Raw genomic sequence first — 25,832 nt, forward strand, 5'->3', positions numbered from 1 at the left:
CAATCCATCTCAGAAGTAGGCTCATCGAGTTTTCTGCCCGTCCAGTACATCACGGATCATCTGCGATTGATTGAGAATAAATTCGGCTGCTTCATGAAAATGATTCACTTCTCGCAGACATCCGTTCTAAATCCGACATCGGACCATCGTCGAACGAGAAGCTCCCCAAAGAGAGGAATGTCGCCATGTCACTGACCGCCGCGCCGCCTGCCATTGAGTCCCTCAATCGATCTGTTCAGCCCGATTGCGCGGCCATGGAAGACGCCTCAACCTTCGGACTACAGGGGCTCACGCGCGACGCGCTCACGATTTTGAAACCAGACTGTGTTAATCGTCTGGCCGCCACACTGGCGCTCCGGGGAACCCGCGAAGAAATCCAAGATCCGGCGTATGTTCAGCGAGTCTTGTCACGTCATCCCGATTGGGTGGAAGAGTATCAAGTCGTCCATTTGATCGAGCGATCATTGTGGCTCCAGGGACACAGTGATCTCGTAATGACGATGACGAAGAACCCATCGCAGATCCCTGACAATCCTCCTGACAAGGTGATGGATGCGTTGTCACGAGCCTATACCCAGCATCCTGATGCCACGGTCTGGTACGGTGTCCCACTCTTTAGTGCCGAAAACAACGCCGACGGTTTGCCCATTCCCGTGACGCCCGCCGAAGTGCGCTCCGAAGCTCAGAAACGGATCGAAACGGCACAGGAACACGCTCTGAATTGGGGATGGCTCTACCGCGCCGCAGTCAGCACCGCGATGGTACCGGCCCGCTGCTGGAATTTCGGCGTACGTATGAAGCAAGGTCTGCAGTACTCGGCGAACCGAGTCATCGGCTACTGGAATCAGGCCCGACGCGACGCTCGCCGACGCGCCCGAGCCATCGTGATGGCCGAGCATGAACGCTGCCGCTTCGGCGATTCGACGATCGAAATCCCACAACACCAAACCTGGCTTGGTCGAAGCATGGAATCGACCTACCTGTTCCTGGAACTGGTGGCCTACCAGGCATCACTCGTCGGCGCGATCGCACCGTCGCTGAGCTTCATCGCAGCTCCGCTGATTGTGGCTCAATATGTTCCGGTACTATTCATCCCGCTGACGATTGTCTCCGTTGACCCATTCTTGTTCGTGGAACTTCCACAAGAGCAGGGGCGTCTCCGTCACATTGGACACTGGTACTGGCAGAAACAAACAGAAGGCCAGGACAAACTCCATCTGCACGTTTAGCAGCACGTTGAAATAACGGAGACTGGCTCAGCCCGGGCACAAAGCCCCAGGACTCGGTGAAGGCCCAGATGCCTGTCCCCCTGATTTCAACAGCCAGTTAGACCTGACGAATCTCTACCGAAATTCGTGACGAGCTTTTCTCAGTCTTTCTTATTTCTACCGGTCGCTCATGGGTGAGTTCTTTCACGGATGGCGGCGAAAGACGGGACTGCTCGCACTGGCTTTCACGTTGGTTCTGCTCGTCGGTTGGGGCCGAACTTTTAGCACGTTCGATCGAGGGGAGTTTGCATCGAGCCCCTACGTCTTCCATCTCATCCGTACGGCCAAGGGAAATCTGTGTTGGCAACGCTTGTCCGCTGCAGCCCCGTCAAAGTGGTCCGAACAATGGCACGATGAAGCACCAGCCATGTTTGCCGAATTTGCGTCCAGTCACGGTGAGAGAACGTTCTGCTTGATCCTGCAAAACGAAGACGAAGTCAATTGGATTTAGTGTTTCGGAGGTATTGAAGTTGGGCATCGGGACCACACCACCTCAGGCGGACTGCTTCACGAAGAAATTCTCAAGCTTTCCTATTGGTGGCTAGTGACTCCTCTGACCCTGATTTCAAGTTGGATGATTCTGACAAGCCGCCAACCTCGAAAACGCGATTGAGCGGTCAACGTCGACTCATCCAACAAACGCGGCCACCGAGACACTCTCGATGGCCGCTTGTCGTCAATCCGCAACCCACATGGCACGCAATGCCCTGAAATGCAGGGTTCGGTCACTCGTGGATGTTGTAGCACAGGATGGAGTTGTTCTCGCGCAAGAAGAGCTTTCCATCAAAGATCACGGGGTGCGACCAGCTTGGACGCTCGCCGGTTCCGGGAATCTGGAACGAACCTACTTCTTTGTATGCTGCAGGATCGGCATTCGCCAAAACCATCGTGCCATCGGCAAAATGGATATAAAGATGGCCATCGGCGGCGGTCACGGACGCCGAGTTTTTGCCACTGGCCCGTGCCTTCCACTTCACGGCACCGGTCAGCAGCTCCGCACAATAGGGAAGGCCACCGTCGTCAGAATCGGCATAGATATAGTCTCCGATGCGGATCACGCCACCGTGCTTGTTCGCCAGCTCTGGCTTCATCGGGTAGACCTCTTCGACATCCACCTTGCCGTCACCTTTTGAAACCTGTCGAACGAGTGCCCCGCCACGCTTGTACCCCGCCGCGATAAAGACCAGATCATCCTTGATGATCGGCGTCGGGCAGACGGCCGTTGTCTGGTCAATTCCGTATGTCCAGAGAACGACGCCATCTTCGGCACGAATCCCAATCGCACCGCTCGCGGTCAGCTGAACATACACTCGCTGGCCACCGACTTCCGAGATCACGATCGAGGCATGCCCCGCACCGCGATTCCCAGCTTGGGCCGCCTTCCACAGCACGTCACCCGTCGTCTTGTTGAGCGCGATCACCGTCGCGGTCTCGCCGCCGGGCGTACAGACCAGTTTGTCTCCATCGATCAGCGGCGACTCGCTGAAGCCCCAACTATCGCCTTTCTTCCCGTCAAATTCGGCCTTGAAATCCTTCCGCCAGACTTCTTTTCCCGTGTCGAATTCACACGCAACCAAAGTTCCATAAGGAGTGATGACATAGACCAGCTTGCCGTCCGTTGAAGGGGTGCTTCGCGAACTTTGCCAGTCGGGCTTCCGATCGTTCCAAGCATCGCCCGTCTTCGTCTTCCAGACCGGCTTTCCCGTGGCTTGCTCATAAGCCATCAAATACTCGGCCGGATCGTCGGCGGTCGTACCGTCGCCCAGCGTGAAGATCTTTCCGTCGAAGATCGCCAGGCTCGAGTACCCTCGCCCCAAACCTTCCGCCTTCCAAACGAGTGGCGGGCCGCCTTCCGGCCAAGACTTCAGCAGCTTGGTCTCACTCGAGACGCCCGTTCGTTGCGGACCGCGAAATGTCGGCCAGTTGCCCGCCGGAACGGCACCTGCGGCAAGCATCAGGTAAACAGCCAAATATCTGGTCATCAGCATGATTCCGTAATTCTCGAAAGTGAACTCAGCGAGCGATCTCCCAATGCCGTAGTTTACCGCTGAGCCGTCCACCGTGCGAGCGATTTGGCCGAGTTAAGACTTCGTTCAGGTTCATGCAAACCCGCGATGAGAACACAATAGGCCGGCATGCTCGATCACGACTTCGGTTGTAGGAACAACGACGGTCTCACGGTCGCTTGAAGCCGACGTCCCCACCATCCCTTCGATTCGAAGATCGCCAGTGGGATCAGCCAGCTGATCCACCCCGTGAGCGGATACATCCACTCCCCGCCAATATCTGTGACATCCGACAACCCGGCAATCAGCCTGAGCACCACCGCCGAACAGAGCAATAGAAAACAGCGCGACATCCACCGGCGATGCGCCTGAAACCGGCGCTGAACCGCGGCTCTCCAACCCATCGCCACGGTCAATCCCGTCAGAATCGACAGCGTGGCAAATCCCGTCGCCGCGATCACCCCCGTCATGGCATGATAGGCCATCCCCAAGCCACTTGGCGCGACCAGGAACAACGTGCAGAACGCATGAATCCGACCGAGATAGCGATGCCACACAGGAAATCGACGCCGAAACGGCTCATTGATGAGCAGCACACCGAGCACAAGTGCCACGGGCCCCGAGAGAATGTGGGTATAAAAGGCCCACTGATACCAACCATAGAAGTACGGTTGCCGCCCCTGCAAAAACGTGGATTCAAAATTGGCAGGGAAGTAGTCAACATAATTCAAGACGACGCTGCACGTGACCTTAAGCACGAGCACGCCAACCAGAACGTTGAGAATACGCGCCGGTTGCAACGCCATCCGCCGTCGCTCATGTACGACATCACGCATCATGACATGGACTTCATCTGACCGGACGACCTCGGTACGCGGCACATCGAACCTGACGGCCTTCACAATCTCCCTCCGAACATCTCCGTTATAACAACCAGAAACAATGTCAACATGTCTTCCCCTCGTCAACGACGGATCTTTTCGAAAGGGATTGCCTGAAGAATTGGGGATGCTTGGTTCTGCTCATTCCAATCACGATCTGCACCACAGCTCCCATGGCGTGGGCTTTATGGACAATCGGCGATGCCATCATCCACAACGGCTGGCCCGTCGGCCCCACTGGGAAAAGTCTCGCCTTCGGCCTGCTCGGCGTCGCAATCGCCCTCAACATACCCACGTTATTTCTCTGGCGGGCGTACTTCGCTGCACCGACGACATCTGAGTCTAACAGCAACTGACGGTGCTTCTGCGTTGGGATAGGGCATTGCCATTTACTGAAGAACGAATGAAAAAGAGCAGAGTGCCATCGCGCGAGATCGGCAACCAGCATCCTCTCGAATTCGTCTGCTTTCCGCGTGGCAGTGTTCCTCTCAACTCCGAGCATCGGGACTCGGACAGCCCTGACTGACTACTCCGTCACAAACAAACCGATCCACTCAAGACCTATTTCAAAGTGGCTGGTGCAAATGGATCTCTTGCGCGAATCGCAGACGAAGACCTGCGAGGAATTCTAAGCATCTCAATTGAGGCAAGAGATTTCGCAATATCCTTTGCACGAGCGGGAAACGGGACGGGAATGGGAAGCAGAAATGGAAGGATGCGACCTGGATCATTGGCAATCTGACGCAGGGGAGTGCAGGGGCCCGCCAGAAAAATCAGGATGGCATTATGGTGCTGCAAAACCTCAAGGCGAAAGTTGACACCATCAAAGAAATCACAAACGTTGCCGATGGATTGGCAGATGCAATCATGGGGCTTCAGAATATTGACATCAAGAACCTTGCGGACAATTTGACAAGTCTCGCTGCTGCGAACGTCGTCGTTTGGAAAGACATCAAGACAATCAACGCCGCGACGCGAAGCAACTTGACGTCATTCACACCCAAAATCGACCTGGCGATCCAGTATTTGCGACGAATGTGACCTCGATGTTGCGGCGCTCACAATCTCACCCGATCCACGAGAATAAAAACAGCCTCTCGCCATCAAGGGGCCTCAAGCCATTTCGCGGCCCAGTCGGAATAGTGGTCCGAGCCTGAACGGTTCAGAATCTTGGCGTTCATCTCCAGAAAGTGCGATGCCGAGATCGCCTCGGGTATGTCCGCTCCTTTGATGAATCGTTGTCCTGCAATGGATTCGAGAAACTCGGGAAACCACGACGGAACGTTCCCAGGTGGTACCGGAACATCCCACAAATACGCTTGTGTATTGTCCGACGCCAGGAATGCGGCGTGTCCCGCCAAACCAAACTGCGGACCATTGGTTGACGAGTGAAATCCCGTCCCAATCCAAGTCGGCTGCTCCAAGAGCACGGTCAGTGGAATCCCCAGTTCCGCATCCCAAATTCGTAGCCCCTGAAAGTCCATGACAAGCAGGCGTCGACTGTCTTTGCTGAACCTCACGTTTCTGACGCCATGCTCCGAGACCAGACTGCGACAATGAGGCTGCCCCGTCTCTGCGTTCCAAATCATCGCCGTTCGATCCCGTGATGCGGTTGCAATCAGCTTTCCGTCTGGGCTAAAGCTTGCCTCAAGCAATGCACCTCGGTGAGGTAATAAGAATTGTTGCCCACCCGTCTCAAGGCTCCAGACGCGCGCTGTACCATCATGCGAACTGGTGAGCACCGAGCGGCCATTTGGTGAAAAGGCGACCGACATCACTTCATTTTCGTGACCAACCAGACTCTTGAGTCTTTGCCCCGTTCGTGTATCCCAAATGCTGGTGATTCGATTCTCGCCTGCTGCCGCAACCAACGCACCATTTGGAGAAAACGCAACAGAGTTGATCTCCGATCCATGCGACGACTCCCATAAGGCGCGTCCTGTGGAAACATCCCACAACCTCACAAACCCATCGGTAGAGCCGGTCGCGAACTGCGTTCCATCGACAGACATCTCAGCAGGCTGAATCATCGTTGGAATCTTGACCGGTTCCGCCTGTAGCTCGCCGCTTGGAAGTGATCGGACGGAGACCTGACCTTGATGGGTCGCCACGACCAGTCGACGACAGTCCGGCGTGAACAAGATCCCCCACGGCGATCCCTCAATCGTCAGCGGATCGCACACGGGCTTACCCGTTTCCGCTTCCACAACCCGCAACGTATCATCGCTCGCCTCAAGGGCAATCCATCGTCCATCAGGACTGATCTTCCCCCCGCCATGGCCCCAATGCCGAACTTGCTGGCTATCCAGGATCACCCGTCGATTCTTGGGCTTTTTCTGATCATGAATCTGCCAGAGTTGGACCGTACCGGTCTTCGTATCGGGTAACCGCTGCTTGCCATGCGACGTGGCTGTCAAATAGACACCCTGCTGATTCAGGCTTCCATATTCCGCATACGCAACATGGAAACTGTGCCGAATCGGTTCGCAGATTCGTTCTCCCGTTCCTGCCGTCCAGATCTGCACCAGCGAATCGTCGCCCCACGTGAGAAATTGGTCATCCGTTTTCGAAAACGATCCCCCCTGAACGTGATAGTCGTGCGACAGCTTTGGAGTCAGTGGTATTCCGGCGGCGGTATCAAACACCTGGATCGCTCCCGACAGATTCGCAAAGGCAAACCGTCGCCCATCGTGGTCCAGATACAGCTTCGTGATCGCAGCATCAGGACTCTTAAAGTCACTTTGTTTCGAAGCATTCATCAGATTCCAAACGGTTCCACCAACAGTTGTTCCCGTAATCGCGATGGAACAATCGTCACTCGCATCGGCCAGAGTCAACGGCCCCGTTTCCAACCGCAGGCGCGACTGGCCCGTTTGTGCATCCCACGTTTCGATCAACGAATCGTCACCATGGGCAACTGCCGAACAAACCCGATCACCGTCAGCCGAAAACTTTGCGAGAACAATCTGTCCGGTGGGCTTCGTCTGCTCCCATTTCACCTTGAAATCTCTCAAGTCGATGACAGAGATCGAACGACGAGTTCGAGTCAACAGGGATCGACCGTCCGAGCTGAAGTGAACGTGAGTGACGGATTCTGCGTGCAAGAGTGGATCGCAAAGAGCTTGCCCCGTTTCCACATTCCAGAGACGGGCACTCTTGTCCTTCGAACCCGTCACGACCCAGTGTCCGTCGGGACTGAATTCCACCCAGTTCACTCGGTCCGCATGCTCCAGCGCCGGTCCAAGTTGAATCGACGAAATCGAATCCCAAATCCGCGCCGTTCCATCGGACGAGGCCGTCGCGATACGTTTTCCATCAGGAGCCAGACGCGCAATGCTCAATTCAGCTCCATCGGGATGGCGAATCTGAGGTGCCAGAGGAATCGGAAATCTCGAGCGTTCGACGATCGAAATCCCAAGCATCGCGGCCTTCCAATCCTGTGGATTGGCGCGAATCAATGCGGCGGTCTTGGCGAGAGCCGTCGAACACTGGTCGCGACGCAGCCGATCGTCGATCGCATCCCATTGATGGATCGTCAGACTTTGTTTGAGACCGGCATTGGCGCTTTCCGCACGGCTCCATTGCCACAACGTCACTCCGGTTCCGAACAGGATCGCCAACAGCAAAAGGCCGGTGATCGACGAGACGACAGGATTCCGCTGACTCCATCGCAAAACCTGCTCCGACACACTCACTGGACGAGCGAGAATCGGTTTCCGATCGATAAACCGCTGAAGCTCGTCGGCGACATCATTGGCTGAGGCGTACCGCTGCTCCGGCCTCTTTTCAAGGCAACACATCGCGATGGTTTCCAGATCACGATGTACGACAGGATTGATACTACGTGGCAGCCGAGGCATTTCGTGAATCGATTTCCACATCGCCTCGACCGCCGTTGATCCAGAAAAGGGCGGGGTTCCCGTCAGCAATTCATACAGCATCGCGCCCAGACCATAGATATCCGCAGCCGTTGTGACATCGCGATTTCCCGCCGCTTGTTCTGGAGACAAATATCCCGGTGTCCCAAGGACCGCCTGCGTGAGCGTGAGCCCCAGATCGGCGTGACCGGTCAACTTCGCCAATCCAAAATCGGTCAGGTGTGGATGCCCCTGTCCATCGATCAATATATTCGAAGGCTTTAAGTCACGATGGAGCACGCCATGCGAATGCGCAAAATTCAACGCTCGAGCGATCTCTGCCATCAATTCCGCAATCCGGACCGCGCGATCACGTCGATCAGAAACGGAACCTCCCACACGAAGTCGAAAATCGTCGAGCCGCTCCGCGAGACTGGTCCCCTCGATCAACTCCATGCTGAAGAACTGCTGCCCGTTGAATTCGCCGATCTCAAAAATGCGAACGATTCCAGGATGATGCATCCGCGCGGCCGATTGAGCCTCCAGCCGAAATCGTTCCAGCGACTCGGGCGAGGCGAGTTGTCCCGCAAGAATCAACTTGATCGCGACCTCTCTGTCGAGACTTCGTTGCCAGGCGCGATAGACAACACCCATGCCACCGCGAGCGATTTCAGAGATCAATTCGTAGTCGCCGAAGTCAGGTGGCAAGCGAGAAACCGAGTGATCTTCGTCGACGTCAAGTAGTGTCGACGGAGAACCATCCTGCCGTAACGGCGATTGAAGCGAACTGAGTGCGAGCTGCAGTGAGCAATAGCTGCAATCGCCGAATAACGCCTGCTCCAAAATCCGATTTCCACAGACCTGACATCGAATTCCCGAGTCAGCTTCCATTGTCTGATCACGATTTTCGGAGGTATTCATGCGTTGCGGCACTTCAGATTTGGCATCGGCAGGGGTTCTGAAAACGGTTGACTCGACCATTCGACAGCTTATGACAACATGTGAACACACGACTCGCAATCGAATGAGCAAGCGTTCCCACGACGGCCTCATTCCCACCGAGTGCTCGCCATGCCCTGAGCATTCCGAGCAGACTCGCACCAGGATGGTCTCGGAATCACTTTTAGTAACCGAGAACGAGACATGATGTGTACCAAAGCAGGCCCAGTGCAGTCAGGTGCGAAACTGCGATTTTAACGCGATCGCGTTCATTGGCGCTAAAGATGCTCAGTATTGGGCGGACCGGGTGCGGACCACCTGTTCGACACGCCTTTGGGCCATTTTATGGAGAACCACATGATGAATCTGTTGAGAACACGAGATTTCGGCTCAAACCTTGAAACCCTCCCTCAATTCAAGCAATCCGCCGCAAACAAATCGTTTCGGTCGATCTGGGGATTCCTGACGGCGCTCGCCCTTGCTGGTCCGGCTCTGGCTGTTGACGTCGTTGACGATCCCGCCCAGATTGATGAACGAGTGACGCAAGTGATGCAAACCACGAATTCACTCTGCTGGGAAATGTACAATTATCATCAGCAACAGCCCGGATTCAAAGAGTCCTATCAGTCCCTCAAGGACATCTGGGAAAAAAGCCGGCAGGTGCAAGAGGCTCTTCGGACTGGCACAGTCGAAACCGAAGTTCTGAACAACAAATTGATCGAAATGAACGACAGTTTCATAGGGATTCAGAAAACCCTTTCGGACTGGCAAGCGGGCGACCAAACGTCAGTCGCGACAAACGCGGAACCGGTATTGCGGACCGTCGTCAGCCCAGGTGTCGGTGTCGATATCCCATTTATTGGACTGAGAGTTGGCGGACCCGATGTTGTCGTAACCGAGCAGCCCGCACCGGTTTTTCAACGAAAGAGACTGCATGTCAATGCACGCGGCAGCAAGCGCAGTCTGGAACGCGAGATCGCAGCCGCCCGGGTGGCGATGAGCTATTTACTCGAAGATGCCGGGATCGGCGAACAATCGGATTGGTCAGCAACCGGTGATCGTCCAGCGTCCGCACCGGCTCCTCAGCCACCACGTCCCGATTCGGCATTGAAAACGCCGTCAGAAACCGTCCCACCACGCGTCAAGAGCTCAACCGGCGGGCCCACACAGAAATAGCCCAGTAATCGGCGCGGCCGCAGTCCCAAGGCCATCGCGACTTGAAATCAAGTCTCCCTATGGGGGACCGGCCAGGAATCGCCAAAACAGAACGACGACCAAGATCGCGATTGGGATGGCGGGCACGGCCAACAGGACCAGGGCGCCGAGACCGTGCCAAGTAACCCGTCGCGCCCGAGTGATGCTGTTTCCAGTCACGATGACGCCCACGATCCAGGTTAAAATCCAGAACGGAAGATATTTGAGAGTTTCACCAACCAGGGCACGCAAACTCGCGGAATCGCCGCGAGAAGCGTAGTAGTGTCGCGCTGACACAAAGGCGACAAGCATGGCAAAATTTGTAAGAGCAACGACAAAGCCGAATTGCTGTCGCTTTGACGCTCCATGGGGTGTTTTGTGAGAGTGATCGATCGGAGTGATCTTTCGTCGTGACAGAACCGTTCACAGGTCGGGGACGGGCTCATTTTTACGCGACAACAGGCACGTTGCTTTGGTTAAAACACCCTAACCAAAACGCCATGCTCAAAACATCATGAATACCAATCGCCCGGAAAATTGTGCCTGCCATCCTTTTCGGACTCCGGGCCATGAAACGGCTGTCGACCTTACGGTGACCAAGACCTCCTCAATTGTCGTCCTCAGGCGACATTCGTGCCTGCAGCCTGTCGAAGCATTGCCGATCGCGGAGTCGAGAGCAGAAGGCAGGCTGAAAGCACAGTCAGCGAGAGGACGATTGGCCAGTAGTGCCATACAATCCATGGAGGATTGCCCAGGACTTCTTCCGAATAAATCGTAATCACACCACGATCCAGGAGGATCGTAAATCGCTCAGATGCGATCGTGTCTTCCGGGTGTCCGAGCATCAGTCTTCTCACCCAGCCAACACAAATAAGGCATGACAGCAGCAACATCGCAACGCCGAACTTTCTCCGCCACGGCTTGAAGTAACCGATAGAGGCAACACTGATTTTTGTCCGCGGCATCAATTCCACGGATCGTGGTTCGCTCCGAAGAAGATAAGCCGAGAGAGCGGCCAGCGGGTAGACAATCGACCAGTAGGGCAGTCGCCAATAGACCGTTCGCATCGGGAGTGATTGCGGTCCGCCATCCGAGCCGGGAGAGATCATCGAAGAATCGGAAAAGCCTTCGCCCCATCCGTTATGAGATCGCACAAAATGATCGCTGAGATGAAGCATCTCGTCAATCACAAGACTTCGCATCCACCCGATCATCAACGCGCATAAAAGAATTACCGTCGCAATACCAACTTTCGGCTTCCAACCACCGAAACCTTCTCGCATGATCTGGCTCGCACATAACTCGTAGCGGTCTGGCTGTAGTTTGGTGGCGAGAGAGGCCGAGAACGAGAGCGAACAACTGTTCCTTGATTGTTAAAGTCTTTACTTTTCGAATCGATCCCCTCAAATAGCAAGTCGCTGCCACCGATTTTATACGCACGAAAAGGACAAGATTAACACCTAGACGTGGTCCTTAACCCGGTCGCGAAAAGCAATTCGAAGCAGGTTTTGCGAATCATAAAATCAAAAAAGATGGACGGCACCAACTTCATGTCCGCCCATCTTTCATGAAACTTACCGACTTGCGACTGCAGCGGATTCTGTTGACGTAGAGATATCTTCCGCTTGTTGAGCTTTGAAAATTTCTCTCACGCGTTCTGCTTCCGTCGAATCACTCGCATGAACCGAGATGAGAGCGTAGCCGCCCTTCAATCGATCTTGGTAGTGTTTCGCTTCATATTCGGGAATTCCCATTCCGACGAGCGCTCCGGTGAGCCCTCCAAGCGTGCCGACGACAGCGGCCCCGCTTAGGGCCGCCATGATTGGTCCGGCTGCGATAAGCGGGCCTAGACCTGGAATTGCAAGTGCGCCGATTCCCGCAAGCCATCCCAGTCCGGCACCGACTGCGACACCGGTTCCAGCACCTGTTGCAGCACCTTCTGGTGCTTTCGTTTCATTGTGGACTGCGAACTCCTTCGTACCAGCGGCATTGGGCATCAAGACGGAAATATCGCTGCTGGTAAAACCAGAATTCTTCAGATCGTCGACGATGCTGGACGCATGAGCATAGTCACGAGCGGTACAGAAAATCGCGTTAGCCATAATAAGGACTTTCGAAATAAGATAATTGTTTAGGAAACTTTAGGGTTGTACATCTAATTGATTGTCGACGTTGCCGGAGCCTGCGACTTCTTTCGCAATCGTCTCAATTTGAGACCGTTCTTCGGTAGTAGCGACAGGCCCCCTTAAAGTCACTTTTCCATCGGCTGTGATGATCTTTGCGTTATGCGCGTATGTCGACATCTTTTCATTGACCACTCGCTTCCGAATACCCGCCGTGATGTCGATGTCCTTTTGATTTTCGTTCTGATCGATGGGAGTCTTCGCCGAGTCGGATGTGTCCCTTTCGTTGATTTTTGTATTATCCGTCCGAGCTTCAGCGTGAGTCGAGTTTGATGTCACCGGTTTCGATGCGACGACAGAGGTGTCGCCTCGAGTTTCGCGAGGCGTCCCTGACGTCCCATTTGAAGGTGTCGATTCACTACATCCAACTGCGCAAGCTAATATCAATAATGAGAAACGAAATGATGGCATTGACAATTCCTTGCTGAGAACTGTTGATTGATCTGACGCAACATGTACTCACGCATTTGCCATACCCGATTCCTCCCCGCGATTGGCTATGACTGAGGAGTTCCCCGAAAAGCGGAGTCTTCGTCTTAAAAGCCCCTTTAAAAGCGAAAACATTTTCTCGCGAAACACGCTGCGCAATCTTCCCCGGGGAATTTATTGGTCTATAGTCGCGCTGCGTGCTTCCTGCCCGTTCAATGCTGAGCAGAACGCCCATTGACTGCAGGACCAGCAGCCCGTTGAAGGAAGGGGGACAGGCGATCTCATGATGGTTTTTAAGATGGCCGGAGCCAGTCCCCTTGCTCCAGCAGGTCACTAGACCAACCTACAGCGGACCATCATCAGGCCACAATTGCATACCGAGCAGGGGAGTGGTCATCGTCCACGCTTCGGGCGAAATCGTGCTGTGAAGGTGGAACACAGGCGAGGAACGTGACATTTCGTCTCACCTAAAGTCAGAACGCACTGGATGCAGAATTCAGACAGTGACGGACGGTGGGCGAGAGTACGTAAGTGAGGAGTACTACACACTTCGTACCCATCGTTCGGCCTCATCCTTCTGCGGTCTCGATGTCCGTCGACGGAAGGGGAAATCCTCAACTCGCCGAAGTGAGACGCACCAGATTAACACAGAAGCTGCCGGATTCCGCCTAAAGGCTTCGCACGAGACACGGCCTGCGGCACTTCTGCGTCAGTGCCCCTTCGACGAGAGTCCAGCGAAATGAGAACGCGACGTTCGATGCCGCACTGGCCTGCTCTATAAAACTCTAGAACGTAATGAACGCGGCGAAGAAGCAGACAACGCAGACCGTTGGAAAACACCATAGAATGTGCGAGGACCGCGATCGGCAGCAATCGAAAATTGCGCAAAACGGATTGGCAATCGAATCTCCAATAAAATCGCACGAAGCCAGTGACGCCAATCGTTTGAACTTCGAGAGCAGCCTGTTGATAGAGACGCCGCTGGGCAGCGGCTCTTCGTTTGCTTTTTGCGCTAATCACGAAAACAACAAATTACGAAATCTAGCGCTGGCCTTTTTTGCAACTTGAGGACAACGTAGTCATCCTCATGATTCGCGTCCTGCCCGGCAGGTTATCTCGGTGTCCGTATCGGATTGAACCTCAGCAGGCTGTTCACTGATGCACTGTGCGAGAAATTTCGCGACTGCCGAATCGATAGGTTCCGGGTTCGGCCATTTGAGTATCCGCTCTTGGTTCCGAGCCGGGATTCAATGAGGGCAGTCTCCGAACTCCAGGGGATTTTTGAAAATACTTATAGAGCTTATGAAGATGGCCAGAGCGGCTGATTCGCAGCGCTTTCATTGGACGGGGCTCCTCTTTCTCGGGCTTAGTGCATTTGCTGCAACGTATTGGCTAACTCGCTTGAGTCAGGAACCTGAATCGAAGTTGGATTCGTCGCAGGTGAAAAAGAGTATTTCCGTTGATACGTCACACGCCCCCCCCAAAGAGACACCTCAAGGAATGGTTTGGATCCCAGGTGGCGAATTCCTGATGGGAAATAACGCATCGACCGCTTGGCCCGATGAACAACCCGCACACCGTGTCGCTGTGGATCACTTCTGGATGGATTCAACGGAAGTAACGAACTCGCAGTTTGCTGCATTCGTAAACGCGACTGAATATGTGACGACGGCAGAGAAAGCACCAACCGCGGAAGAAATCCTGGCAAACTCCCCACCCGGAACGCCACAGCCTTCGGCCCAGCTGCTCGTCGCGGGTTCCTTGGTTTTCACCCCAACCGAACATCAGGTGCCGCTCAACGATATTCGACAATGGTGGACATGGACGCCCGGCGCGAACTGGCGACATCCGGAAGGACCAGGCAGCGACCTGCGGAATCGGGATCATCATCCGGTCGTTCATGTTTCATGGGATGACGCCACAGCTTATGCGCGCTGGGCCGAAAAGCGATTGCCCACGGAAGCGGAGTGGGAGTTCGCCGCCCGGGGAGGATTACAACAGCAACCGTACGCCTGGGGCAGCGATTCTTTTTCCGAAACCAAGCCCCAGGCCAATCTTTGGACGGGCTCATTTCCATTCGACAATACAGCGTTGGATGGCTATGCACGAACGGCTCCCGTCGGAACGTTTGCACCAAATGGATATGGGCTCTACGACATGGCCGGCAACGTGTGGGAATGGTGCAGCGACTGGTATGATCGTGATCTCTACAAAGACCGTTTGAAATCTAAGATCACGTCGAACCCTCGTGGCCCAGATCAAAGCCGTGACCCCATGAGACCCTTCATGTCTCAGCGAAGCCAGCGCGGTGGCTCGTTCCTCTGCAATGACAGCTACTGCTCGCGTTACCGTCCGAGTGCTCGACATGGTTGCACGCCGGATACGGGAATGTCGCACGTGGGGTTTCGTTGTGTGATGTCACCCTGACAGCCTGTTGAAGTAACGGAGCCTGGATCCGGCCATATAAAAAACGCCATTCGATCGTGAATGCCAAGGTGCCTGTTGCCTGACTTGAACAGGCTGTTAACGGAAATTGGAATTATTACGCACAGCGGAATGTCGAGTTACGAAAACATCCCACATCTCTCTAATGACATACTAAAGGAAACATCTATGTTTGGGCCGAGACAATTCCGAACGATCGCAGTGTTATCGGTAGGGGCGCTGCTTGGCTTCCTCGCCGCATCGGGCGGCTTAAGCGTCACGGGGCGTGCCGATGCCGCTCGGACCGGAAGCGACACCGCCGATGAGTCAACGGCCAGGGCAATCGGGGTCGAGCTGCCTTGTTGCGATGCGAAACTCGATCGGACGTCGACGTTGGGGCAGTCGATCCAATTGGCAGATGCCAGATCCGCTTTGGCAACTCATAATTTAGGAGTGGCCGCAGCAGCGCAAGTCAGCGGGAAAAAGCCAAATATCCTTGTCCTGTGGGGCGATGACATCGGCGTCCACAACATCAGCGCGTATAACCACGGCATTATGGGGTATCACACCCCTAACATCGACCGAATCGCGAAAGAGGGCGCGCTGTTCACCGATTCCTATGCTCAGCAGAGCTGCACGGCGGGTCGAGCTTCGTTCATTCTCGGTCAGCATCCGTTCCGCACAGGCTTGTTGACCATCGGAATGCCTGGCAGCCCACATGGTATCCCCGACTGGACGCCGACCACCGCTGACCTACTCAAAGAGCAAGGTTATGCAACGGGGCAGTTCGGAAAGAATCACCTTGGCGATCAAGACAAGCACTTGCCTACGCTACATGGGTTCGACGAATTCTTCGGCAACCTGTACCACCTGAATGCCGAAGAAGAGCCGGAAACGTACTACTACCCGAAAGATCCCGAGTTCAAAAAGAAGTATGGTCCCCGCGGCGTGCTCCACTGCACTGCCGACGGCAAAGGCGGACAGACCGTTAAGGACACCGGTCCGCTGACCTCGAAGCGCATGGAAACGATTGACGAGGAAGTTCACGAGAAGGCGATGGACTTCCTCGATCGCACCGTCAAAGCGAAGAAGCCGTTCTTCCTGTGGTACAACAGCACCCGCATGCACGTCTGGACGCACCTCAAGAAGGCGTCCCAAGGCAAGACCGGCATCGGACTCTATCCCGATGGCATGGTCGAACATGACGGCTTCGTCGGTCAAGTCCTGAAGAAACTCGATGATCTGGGGATTGCTGACAACACGATCGTGGTCTATGGCACTGATAACGGTGCAGAAACAGCATCGTGGCCGGACGGCGGCATCACCCCGTTCCACGGCGAAAAGGGGACGACTTGGGAGGGTGGTCTCCGCGTTCCCATGATCGTTCGCTGGCCTGGCGTGATTAAACCCGGAACGATCGTCAACGAGATCTTCTCGCAAGAAGACTGGATGCCAACGTTCTTGGCCGCCGCGGGAGAACCGAACATCGTCGGCAAGCTGAAGGACGGTTATAAGGCCAACGGCAAGACGTTTAAAATCCATGCGGATGGCTATAACTTCCTACCTTACTTCAAGGGCGAAACGAAGAAGGGGCCTCGCGAAGAAATTCTCTACTTCGGCCAGGGTGGCGAATTGAACGCCGTGCGTTGGAACGATTGGAAGGTCAACTTTGCCGTGGTGGACGGGAACATCGCGACCGGTACCCGCAAAATCACTGGCTGGCCGTTGATCACACACCTCAAAGCCGACCCTTATGAGAAGATGGCGCTTGAGTCAAGTATGTACATGCGCTGGTATGGAGACAACATTTGGTTGTTCGTGCCCGTACAAGCTCAGATCAAAAACTTCCTGGTCACAATTCCGCAGTTCCCGTTCCAACAAGGCAGCAGCCTGAATGCGGCCGGGATCAACTATCAGACACTCAAAGCGGCTGAAGCCCTCAAGCGATTGAATGACCTCGAAACGCTCGGAAATCCCGCAAATTGATTTGCGAATGACGAGTACAGTCAAAAATCCGCATCGATAGGCCCTTCGAAACTCTTCGGGGGGCCTATTTGCTTATAGCGGTTCGATGTTGCACGTCGTTGAATCGCTTGTCATCGCGGCCGAAAAGAGTCGGACCGATGTGACGGTGTCGTTCGGACCGAATTTTGTGCGGTAGGATTGCATCGATTCGTTGAATGGGAACAACCACGGCTTCGATCCAAAATCATCCGTTGGTACGACCTTGCTCCCGGGACAGGGCAAGTGATGATTTCGCTCTATGGATCAGGTCTTCTTTCATTCGCATCGATCGTACAGGGCCTGCTTGCCCATTCTGCCGGACGACACGCTGATCGTTAGAGCTGCATGTTGACTCGCACTCCGTAAACAACGGAATCGGTCGCGATCGAGGTCCCTGGATTGATGTACTGAATGTCTGGACTGATATCCATCCAAGGATTGACTTGAAACTTGTAGTACGCTTCGACGCCAGCTCCGTCCCGTGGGCCAAAAATCGCCTGAGGCAGCGGGCCAAATTGGTTACTCGCGCCGACAAAGTACCAGCCGACACCAAACTGATCGCCACGTTGCCTTCCAACGGGGCTGTAACCTCCAACACCGGCGCTCAGGAAGTATTGGACAGGGGTCGGATTTCCATCACTGATGGAGGCTCGCCCAAAGACACCGTAGCCGCGTCCCGGTTTGTCCGTGTATTGCACCAGGTATTGATCAAAGCCGTAGTAGAGTGTATACGAGTCATTGAGCGTCGGAAAACCGGGGACCGTTGGCTCGGGGTAGACGCCTGGGGGAGGCTCGGCAAAGTTCAGATTCGTCAGTGCGACATGTTTCCAAATCGCCCCCACATGCTGATCGCCCTTCTTGTCAAAAAAGTTTGTTTTCAGCTTCACTTCACCTCCGACAATCACGCCCTTCGAGAACAGGTCGCCCAGGTTGTTGAAGAAATCCCTGGTTCGATCCTGGGGATCATAGACGTAGGCAGTCATTACTCCCCACTCTCTCGGCATCGCCGCACCCGCAGTGAATGAGGTGTAGGGCAGACCGAGCAGAAATGCGGGATTGGCACAAAACGCTTGATTCATGAACTGCTGCGTGCCATTCCCACCCGCGAACTCATCCACATCGGCGGCGCCTGGCAGCACTTTTTTTCCGGCGAAGACCACCAACTTTTCTGACAGTGGCTGGGTGATCACGAAATTGGTCAGGAACAGATCGCCGGGATCGTTCGGCGCCGTTGGAAGGAACGCACCAAACACAGCCGGAGCAAACGCCCCAGTATTCAGTGAGACGTTGGAGAACTGTCCATACCAATGCTCTGCTGTTACCAGCAACTTGCCATGGGGCAGCCCACCGAACTTCTCTAAGTCCACGATCGCATTGTATGTGCCGCGCCCCGTGTACTTGAACGTGTCTCCAGTTCCTAAAAGCGGAACCGGAGAAGTACGGATGCCGCCGTCGACCCCGAACGCGAATTGCGTTGACTGCCCAGTAAACGTGATGCCGGATTTCTGCAGGTTTGTGCGCTGGCCGCACCAGTCGCCTGTCAGAGTCGGACGCGCCCAAATATCGCAATCGTCATCACAAAAGACCGACGGCCTGCAACTCTGCTCTGTCGCAACGATCGATGTGGGCGCATCAACAAGATCAGACGCCGCATCAATCAATTCCGCCTGCGCAAACAATTGCCGGGAGCAGACGAACAAGCATAGAAGGAGCTGGCAACTTCGAATGTGTAAATGAAACATGCTTGTCATTCGCTCCGAATCCGTTCCGTGGGAAGTTCACCGTTCACAGGTCGCGGACTGGCTCATTTTCCCGCAGTAAAGCGAAGGATTACGCCAGTCGATGCACTGTGGATTCCAATTGCACCTGGGAAATGTGCCTGTCCCCCTCTCTTCGAGCTGTAAACGGTTACCGTGGGAATCGCACATCGAGAGAGAAGATGTGCTCGACGACAGACAGTTCCATCGGCGTGAACGGAAATCCAGTTTCACGCGTTGCAATTCAATGTTTGCCAGATGGTCAAAAGCGCAACGGAAATCGTTGCAAGCACGTTACAATCGCAACAATTCAACCGGTTAGAAGAAGATCTGAATCTGCGACCGTACGAGAATGCCGGTCTGTCCCGCCTGATAATTCGTGCGGTTCTGATCAGCCGGTGAATGGTCTAGCCAGGCAGCATCGAGTGTGAAACGCAGATTTTGCTTCTCAGGAAGGAAGAACCAGTTGAAGCCGCCCGCATATTCCGCACCTGTTCCAAACGGGCCTGTGACGTGCGAGGTGCGGACGTAGGGTTCCAGCTTTTGCGGAATGACAAAATATCCGGCCTGGGCGAAGCCGCCGAATTGATAGATGGACGATTGAGGAATCGAACTTGTGGCTCGCAGAGCAAACAGATTCTGCGAATAGAATTCTCCGCTCAGACTGAACCCTCGGTACTTGTACGCAAAATCGAAACTGGCGAGACCAATTTTGAACGCATTCAACGTGGTGCCAGGTGCCAATGCACCGGTTTGCGTAATCAGTGTGCCGTCAGAAAGTCGAATCGGCGAGTTTTCCGGGACCGTCGAACCTCCCTGCGGTCCCTCCTCGGGAGCATACGTCAGGCTCGTTCCAACCCGAATCGCGGGTTCTGCATGCCATTCAAAATCGGAATAGCCCCGTCCGAAATCACCGAAAGGTTCGCACCAGATGGACCCCGAAAAGGCCATCAGCGAACTGAGTTGCTGCGGGGTCGAACCAAGGGTATTGAACCCGTTGGACATCATGACATGGTAAAATACACGATCGGCTGGTTCGCCTGTGGCCCAGATTCCCTGGCTTAGGCTAGGACGAAAGAAGGTGGTTGCCATCGATCGATCGACACCCTGCGTATCGACGAATGAGAGAAGCCATTCACGCCCCCCAGGAACTTTGCTCTGCCCGGCATAAATGGTAATCGTCCGATTGAACCGCCAGGCAAGCCAATACGCCCGAAAATTGATCTGATTACTACCAACGGTGTTGTAGTCAATATTGAGGTTGTATAAGAGTTCTTTACGAAACGTGAATCCCGAGAAGATCAATCGCCCTCGCGGAATCTGAAAGCTACTCATATTGCTCAACGGCGTCACAGTCCCCGCGCTATCGGTCCAATCCGGTTCTTCCCGTGAGAAACCGGTATACCGTATCTGATTCTGCCCATTGATCTTCAATTCAAACGGAGACTGCTCGACATCTTTGGGACGTACCACAAAACCGCGATCATAGCTGGCAAAGTAATTCGCAGGATCGCCGCCAGCACTGGAGCGGACAGAGCTTCGATCCAACGGAAATTCATCCGCCGTGTCGAAACGGGGTGATCCAAATCGTGATGAGGAATTTCGGTCTGTGGGATCGTTCGTCGGGACTGCACCGAACAAAGAGTCGCTCGTCGAAGATGGAGGAATCGGTGCACCATCCGCATCAAAGGGCGTTCGCACCGGATCGCCTTGAAATGATAGGCGTTGAATCTGGGACGAAAGTCGCTGATTCTCTTCACGCAGCGCTTGTTGACTTTGCTCGAGCTGAATGATCCGCTGCTCTACTGAGATTGAGTCCGTCTCAAAAGGCGCATCAAACTCAAAGGAAGTCGGCAATTCCGCCCGGCAGGGAGACGCGTTTAAAAGAAAGAGAAATGCCACCGCGGATAAAATTGAGCCAGTTCTCTGGCGTCGATGCACCCAGAGAGTCATCGCTCTAAGCCCCTAACAGCCGGTTGAAGTAACGGGGACTGGCTCCGCCCCGATTCACAAACGCCATGACATCGTGAATGCCAAGGTGCCCGTTCCCTTTACTTCAGCAGACTGCAAATACTCTTGGATTCGTGTATGAAGTGAAGTCCCGAGCGGATTCTGAAATTCTTATTGGGAGCGATGTCGCTCGTAAGGTAACCGTTTACGCGCCGGGGACTGGCTCATTTTCCCCCGGCAAAGCGAAGGCTTACCCTTGTCGATCCACTGTGGATTCCAATTGAACCGGGGAAATGTGCCTGCCACCCTCTCTTCGGGCTGTGAATGGTTACGTTCGTAAAGAACTGAATTGCGAACGAGACCAAGATCAAATGATCACCAACGTGAGGCTTAAATTTTCATCGTCTGAGATTCGCGTCAGGCATTAACGAAAACTCCGAATGTATCGGTACGCATTTCCACATTGGTGATCAGACTTCATTTTCGCGGTGTCACTCCCGCTAGAGCTTGCGCAATCCCACATGGCGCACATTCGTTGCATGTAGAACAATCGTTAGAGGACAAGATATTTCGGACCGTTATCATCAGTGCCGTGGATAAATCCTGTACGAGCGTTCTCGCGAGCATCCGATGATCCGATCGAGCTTGCATACAAATTCTCAAGCATGCTGGGCGCCAAAGTTTCTTTCGATCGCCCGCACAATCCATTTTTTGCAAGGATGCTAAACATGGCTTTCTCCGATTTCATCGCAGGTCCGCAACTTCGACATCAATCGATGAATGTCGCCCTCGCCTTCGCAATGTTGCTGGGGATCGCTCGAGGCGGGCAAATCGACCAAGAAAGCGTCTCCGCGTCATACGCATCCGAGAATACGCCTATCGATATGAAGGCAGTCTTCACAGACATCGATTCACACGCCGCATCGAACAAAGGCAAGCCAACACTGTTAAGGCTAGTCTCTCAACCAACACCACCCGAGATCCCATCGTCGTCGTTAGAGAGTCAAACACCGACGAAGCCAATTTATAGGATGCAAGACCCGGGCTTCCAACAGGCGGAAGGAAATGCACTTGCTGGCCCCTCGGCGACTCGCGGAACCTGGGTCTTGCTTGCTCCATACGGATGGATTGCGGGGATGAACGGACAGGTTGGAGTAGGCGGACGGACGGTGGATATTGATATTACGCCTGGCGAAGTTCTCTCGCATCTCGGTAGCGTGGATGGAGCCTTGATGCTGCACAGCGAAGTCGGGAGAGGGGACTGGGGATTCATCCTCGATGCGAACCTGATTCGGGCCGGAACTTCAGTCACGACGGTACCCGCCCAAGTCGACGTCACCCTTCAACAAACAATGATCGAAGCCTTGGGAATGTACCGCTTGGTCAATCTGTCTGACTACCTGGTCGAAGGAAAGTCACTGTCAGTCGATCTTCTGGCAGGTGGCCGATTCTACGAGTTTTCAAACATCTTGACCGTTCGCCCCTTCGATCCGCTTCTCCCAACGGTCCCTCTTAACCTCTCCGCTTCTTGGGTCGACATGGTCCTCGGAGGACGGACCGTGATTCCGGTCACGAATTCCCTCGACGTGTTCGGCCGTGCCGACATTGGAGGCTTCGGAATCGGCAGTTCGTCGACACTTGCATGGAATCTCATCGCAGGAGTCGATTGGAAAATGACCTCGTGTTCATCGTTGATTGCTGGCTACCGCGAGCTGAATATCAACAAGTCTGGTGGCGTCGGTGGAACCGCCTTCGATTTCAACGCGAAAATGTACGGACCGTTCATGGCCGTCTCGTTCCAGTTCTAACAGCCGGTTGCATTACACCCTCGCGGACAGAATCCCACGATGGAACCTGTCCTGGCGGACGAAACGGATTAAAGATCGATTCCGCTATCAGGGTCAGGCGCGAAACGAGACAGTCCCGCGGAAACAAAGACATACAGGCTCTGATGCAGCATCAAATGCGTGCGACAGCCCAAGGCTACGTCAACAGGCCGAAGCGACAAAAGAATCCTGTCGACAACGTGTTGGTACCATCGATACTCAGAACCGTTAAAGGCGTTTGAGGTGGAACAGCCTCTTTATTGACAATTCGACCATTCACCATAAGTCATTAGCCGAGGCGGGGCTCGAACCCGCACGTCCCTATCGGGACACAGGATTTTAAGATTTCTGTGCTTTTGGCCCGGATGGGTGTGAGCCTTGGAAGATAGGCACCCGGGATGAAGAAAGGGGCAGGTTCGCTCAACCTGTGTATTGCTGCTGAATTCGGCAGAAATCGAGGCAGGGCCGCGCGGTAGGTAACGACGTCGCCAGGCTTTTCAGTTCTGGGGGCGAGCGGAAGAACTATCGATCACCCGAATAGAACACTGTTCGCTATTTTGGTATCTGTGTTTGATGTCAATCGATGTCTAGGGCTCTGAGAAAGTGGAGGGACGAGTGACGACTGATGCGCTGCAAACCATGTCTCTTTTCAAAGCCGCCTCAGAAATTTTTCGCGAGGAGATCACAAGCAAATCGATCACGTGTGAAATTACATTTGCTTTGTCAGGAGATTCAGGCGAAGACCACAACTGCCTCGGATGCAACTTCCTAAGTCATACACAACTACTCGGAGAGCTTCTTGAAATCGCATCAGAACAGAGTCTGATCGCTTACGAACAATGGATTTCTCTAGCCTGTCACCCCATCAATGCGATCTGGGAACAAATGTCCGATGTTTTTGAAATGATCTCCCTTCCTGAGAGCTACAAATGTCGAAATTTTCAAACCTTCATTCGCCTTCGAAAGTGGACGAATTTCTTCAAACATCCAAAAGAATTTGGCTGGCTTGTGCACCATCCCAATTATTGCATCGAATCACTGAATGAGGCCAACCGCTACACTGGTTTAGAGGGGTATTTGATTGTTGATGACACATTTGTTGGCGAATTCTACTCGGCGAATCGCGCGAAAGGACTCGCGAACAAATTCAAACAGCATCAACAAACTACCGTTGTCATCGTGCCGAACATTCAGATGTTGATGCCAAACCTCTGCAGTGAAATCAGAAAGTTTGTAGATATTGTGACGAAGAACCCTGTTTACTTTGAGATCCTTCGCGACGCAGCGACACTTACTGATTTTTTCGAACACCAGTGGCCACATGAAGCGTCTTTCCGCGATACGGAAGTTGCATCAGAACGAGAGCCGGTAGTAACGTGCTTTTTCAACGCAGTCGAAGGGAGTGGTGAGTACAGCGGCAAGTTAGTCTGGAGTTTCGACGAAGAAAAATCGACGATCGGCAAGGATACCTGGAAACGGACGCCGTATGCGTCATACGAAAGGTTCTGTGCGGACCATGGTCATCCACTTACTATCGCAGAAATCTTGCAAGTGTATCTGTACCCAAAAGATCTAAGAGCGATCGAGCGGGCTAGCCGTAAATGATGCAGCTCTCGATGAACAGAACGGGCTACCAATCTCGATTCGGCCCGTCCGCACCACTCCATAGACGACGAGTTGCACGTCGATAACGCCGCGGCCTGATGCCAGCGGCGTTGTTCCATCAGAATTATTGACGACAGCTCACATCGAAGAGTTCGTCCAATCGTTCGGCCGCGATCTCGCAATTCGCCTCTTCGCGTTCAATTCCAGCACCAAATCGACCTGTCTTGGCGGCGGCGACGAGTGTCGTTCCACTGCCCGCAAAACAGTCGATGAGTGATTCACCTTGCGGGCAGAAATCGACAAGTTTCACCATCAATTCTGTGGGTTTGCCGACGATGTGGAACTTGTCCGCGTGCCGAACGGGTTCATGGTGGCAGCCTGGAAATGGACCAGCATCTTGCCGAGGTCGGCATTTGCCGTTTTTACCCCAAACCAGGTACTCACATTGGTGACGCGCATAGCCTTTGTGCGGTGATCGAGATCCGCCGCCTTTGTCCCATGCGATCAAACCGCGCCATGTGAAATCGGCAGCCTGAAACGCATCTGTCAAAGACGGCAACTGTCGCCAATCGGTGAACACCAAGCCATAGCCACCATCTTTCAATAAGCGGCGGCAAGCTGACATCCAGAATACGGACCAGGTCACGAATGAACGTTGATCTTTTGCATCGCCTGAGAATGTCGGCCGTCCCAGTGCGTTCCCGTTGTGGCAATACTTGTCGACCGGATCAGCCGTTTTCGCTGACGATGATGCACCGCCTGAGCAATAAGGTGGATCGGTCAGCATGACGGAGAATGATTTGGGCGGAAGTACCGGGAATACTTCGTGGCAATCACCGTGGTAGATAGAGATGCCTGCTCGTTCGTAGTACGGCTTCATGTTGTTCCTTCAACGTGAGTGGTCGTAACAACCGTCACAACCCACATGGGTGTGACAATGGCTGATGAATTGGCCACGTCGAAGCGGTGGACCACGAGCGAAAAAGAAACGTCGACCTATGTTTGCGCATGACATAACGCGGCCCTTGGTGGGACGTGCATGTCGGCCTGCTCATAGGTCGACGTGTTAGACCGGTCGCAGGTTCCAGCCCGCGACCGGTCGTTTCATTTATTATCTGCCAGCGGATGGATACGCTGCGCATTTTGGTGTGTCCCAGCGCTGATCGTTTCTTAGGGAGTGGTTCTGGAGTGATTGTTTTCGACATCCGCACCGACGACTGCCATTCTGATTTCATTGCGCGTGTGAACCGAGACCTAGAGAGTGAGGCAGGCAAATCCTATCTGGCCCGTTTCGGCCCTGTGTGCAGCCCGCAGTGGTGGGCCTGCTTCGACCGCGGCGAATTTCGCATACAGGTTCAGTGCGGACTAGTGACTCACGTCGGCCCTCGGATCAACGACGTTAAAGAGGAGGAGGACGTGATCGAGATTGATTGCGCAGGCTCGCTCGTAGTGATTGATCGCGTCGAACATTGGGCCATTCATCCGATTCGTATCGGCGACGTCATCACG

At 54.1% G+C, this 25,832-nt stretch carries 20 protein-coding genes; 10 read left to right on the forward strand and 10 right to left on the reverse strand.

The features are described from left to right. The first annotated feature begins 185 nt into the window (after positions 1-185). Positions 186-1,229 carry a hypothetical protein gene (locus tag OSO_RS0128410; RefSeq protein ID WP_010586374.1) on the forward strand — a complete coding sequence of 348 codons (1,044 nt, stop codon included), beginning with the start codon at positions 186-188 and terminating at the stop codon, positions 1,227-1,229. A gap of 169 nt (positions 1,230-1,398) precedes the next feature. Continuing rightward, the gene (locus tag OSO_RS0128415; protein ID WP_010586375.1) at positions 1,399-1,719 is read left to right on the forward strand and encodes a hypothetical protein; all 321 of its coding nucleotides are present in this window, start codon (positions 1,399-1,401) and stop codon (positions 1,717-1,719) included. A gap of 274 nt (positions 1,720-1,993) precedes the next feature. Here OSO_RS0128415 and OSO_RS0128420 read toward each other — a convergent pair whose 3' ends face one another. Next, positions 1,994-3,250 carry a PQQ-like beta-propeller repeat protein gene (locus tag OSO_RS0128420; protein WP_237729345.1) on the reverse strand — a complete coding sequence of 419 codons (1,257 nt, stop codon included), beginning with the start codon at positions 3,248-3,250 and terminating at the stop codon, positions 1,994-1,996. A 161-nt stretch (positions 3,251-3,411) separates the two neighbouring features. Next, on the reverse strand, positions 3,412-4,113 hold the full coding sequence (locus tag OSO_RS0128425) for a DUF2306 domain-containing protein (protein ID WP_202799986.1): 702 nt from the start codon (positions 4,111-4,113) through the stop codon (positions 3,412-3,414). 828 nt (positions 4,114-4,941) lie between these two features. On the opposite strand from OSO_RS0128425, the gene OSO_RS0128435 reads away from it, so the two are divergent. Beyond that, on the forward strand, positions 4,942-5,196 hold the full coding sequence (locus OSO_RS0128435) for a hypothetical protein (protein ID WP_010586379.1): 255 nt from the start codon (positions 4,942-4,944) through the stop codon (positions 5,194-5,196). Between the two features lie 62 nt (positions 5,197-5,258). On the opposite strand, the gene OSO_RS48715 is transcribed toward OSO_RS0128435, so the two are convergent. Beyond that, on the reverse strand, positions 5,259-8,933 hold the full coding sequence (locus tag OSO_RS48715; protein WP_162130567.1) for a WD40 repeat domain-containing serine/threonine protein kinase: 3,675 nt from the start codon (positions 8,931-8,933) through the stop codon (positions 5,259-5,261). Between the two features lie 375 nt (positions 8,934-9,308). Between OSO_RS48715 and OSO_RS0128445 the strand changes: the two genes are divergently transcribed. Beyond that, on the forward strand, positions 9,309-10,127 hold the full coding sequence (locus tag OSO_RS0128445) for a hypothetical protein (RefSeq protein ID WP_010586381.1): 819 nt from the start codon (positions 9,309-9,311) through the stop codon (positions 10,125-10,127). Positions 10,128-10,184: 57 nt separating this feature from the next. On the opposite strand, the gene OSO_RS0128450 is transcribed toward OSO_RS0128445, so the two are convergent. From OSO_RS0128450 to OSO_RS52705, 4 genes are all read right to left on the reverse strand, one after another. Beyond that, on the reverse strand, positions 10,185-10,457 hold the full coding sequence (locus OSO_RS0128450) for a hypothetical protein (protein ID WP_010586382.1): 273 nt from the start codon (positions 10,455-10,457) through the stop codon (positions 10,185-10,187). Between the two features lie 308 nt (positions 10,458-10,765). Next, positions 10,766-11,428 (reverse strand): hypothetical protein, encoded by a 663-nt coding sequence (locus tag OSO_RS0128455; protein ID WP_010586383.1) that lies wholly within the window; start codon positions 11,426-11,428, stop codon positions 10,766-10,768. 291 nt (positions 11,429-11,719) lie between these two features. Next, a complete protein-coding gene (locus OSO_RS0128460) occupies positions 11,720-12,247 on the reverse strand; it encodes a hypothetical protein (RefSeq protein ID WP_010586384.1) in 528 nt (175 codons plus the stop codon). A 39-nt stretch (positions 12,248-12,286) separates the two neighbouring features. Continuing rightward, positions 12,287-12,739: a BON domain-containing protein gene (locus OSO_RS52705; protein ID WP_010586385.1), complete on the reverse strand. Its 453-nt coding sequence runs from the start codon at positions 12,737-12,739 to the stop codon at positions 12,287-12,289. 813 nt (positions 12,740-13,552) lie between these two features. Between OSO_RS52705 and OSO_RS0128470 the strand changes: the two genes are divergently transcribed. The 3 genes from OSO_RS0128470 (at position 13,553) to OSO_RS0128480 (ending at position 17,167) form a co-directional block, all read left to right on the forward strand. Next, positions 13,553-13,825 (forward strand): hypothetical protein, encoded by a 273-nt coding sequence (locus OSO_RS0128470; protein WP_010586386.1) that lies wholly within the window; start codon positions 13,553-13,555, stop codon positions 13,823-13,825. 372 nt (positions 13,826-14,197) lie between these two features. Beyond that, positions 14,198-15,184: a formylglycine-generating enzyme family protein gene (locus OSO_RS0128475; RefSeq protein ID WP_237729346.1), complete on the forward strand. Its 987-nt coding sequence runs from the start codon at positions 14,198-14,200 to the stop codon at positions 15,182-15,184. 186 nt (positions 15,185-15,370) lie between these two features. Then, positions 15,371-17,167, forward strand: a complete 1,797-nt coding sequence (locus OSO_RS0128480) for an arylsulfatase (protein ID WP_010586388.1) — start codon at positions 15,371-15,373, stop codon at positions 17,165-17,167. Between the two features lie 353 nt (positions 17,168-17,520). Here OSO_RS0128480 and OSO_RS0128495 read toward each other — a convergent pair whose 3' ends face one another. Both OSO_RS0128495 and OSO_RS45515 read right to left on the reverse strand, forming a co-directional pair. Continuing rightward, positions 17,521-18,927 carry a carbohydrate porin gene (locus OSO_RS0128495; protein WP_010586389.1) on the reverse strand — a complete coding sequence of 469 codons (1,407 nt, stop codon included), beginning with the start codon at positions 18,925-18,927 and terminating at the stop codon, positions 17,521-17,523. Positions 18,928-19,260: 333 nt separating this feature from the next. Then, entirely contained in the window at positions 19,261-20,490 is a 1,230-nt protein-coding gene (locus tag OSO_RS45515) for a porin (RefSeq protein WP_157605502.1), read from the reverse strand. Positions 20,491-21,620: 1,130 nt separating this feature from the next. On the opposite strand from OSO_RS45515, the gene OSO_RS0128515 reads away from it, so the two are divergent. Together OSO_RS0128515 and OSO_RS0128525 are read left to right on the forward strand one after the other, a co-directional pair. Further along, positions 21,621-22,700 (forward strand): hypothetical protein, encoded by a 1,080-nt coding sequence (locus OSO_RS0128515; protein ID WP_010586392.1) that lies wholly within the window; start codon positions 21,621-21,623, stop codon positions 22,698-22,700. Positions 22,701-23,333: 633 nt separating this feature from the next. Next, positions 23,334-24,323, forward strand: coding sequence for a hypothetical protein (locus tag OSO_RS0128525; RefSeq protein ID WP_010586393.1), 990 nt, complete (start codon positions 23,334-23,336; stop codon positions 24,321-24,323). Between the two features lie 124 nt (positions 24,324-24,447). Here OSO_RS0128525 and OSO_RS0128530 read toward each other — a convergent pair whose 3' ends face one another. Further along, positions 24,448-25,203, reverse strand: coding sequence for a DNA-methyltransferase (locus OSO_RS0128530; RefSeq protein WP_010586394.1), 756 nt, complete (start codon positions 25,201-25,203; stop codon positions 24,448-24,450). 308 nt (positions 25,204-25,511) lie between these two features. Between OSO_RS0128530 and OSO_RS51400 the strand changes: the two genes are divergently transcribed. Beyond that, positions 25,512-25,832, forward strand: a 321-nt coding sequence (locus tag OSO_RS51400) for a hypothetical protein (RefSeq protein WP_010586395.1), incomplete at its 3' end; no start/stop codon positions are given.

Origin of the sequence: Schlesneria paludicola DSM 18645 (genome assembly GCF_000255655.1) — a bacterium.
Taxonomy (GTDB): Bacteria; Planctomycetota; Planctomycetia; order Planctomycetales; family Planctomycetaceae; genus Schlesneria; species Schlesneria paludicola.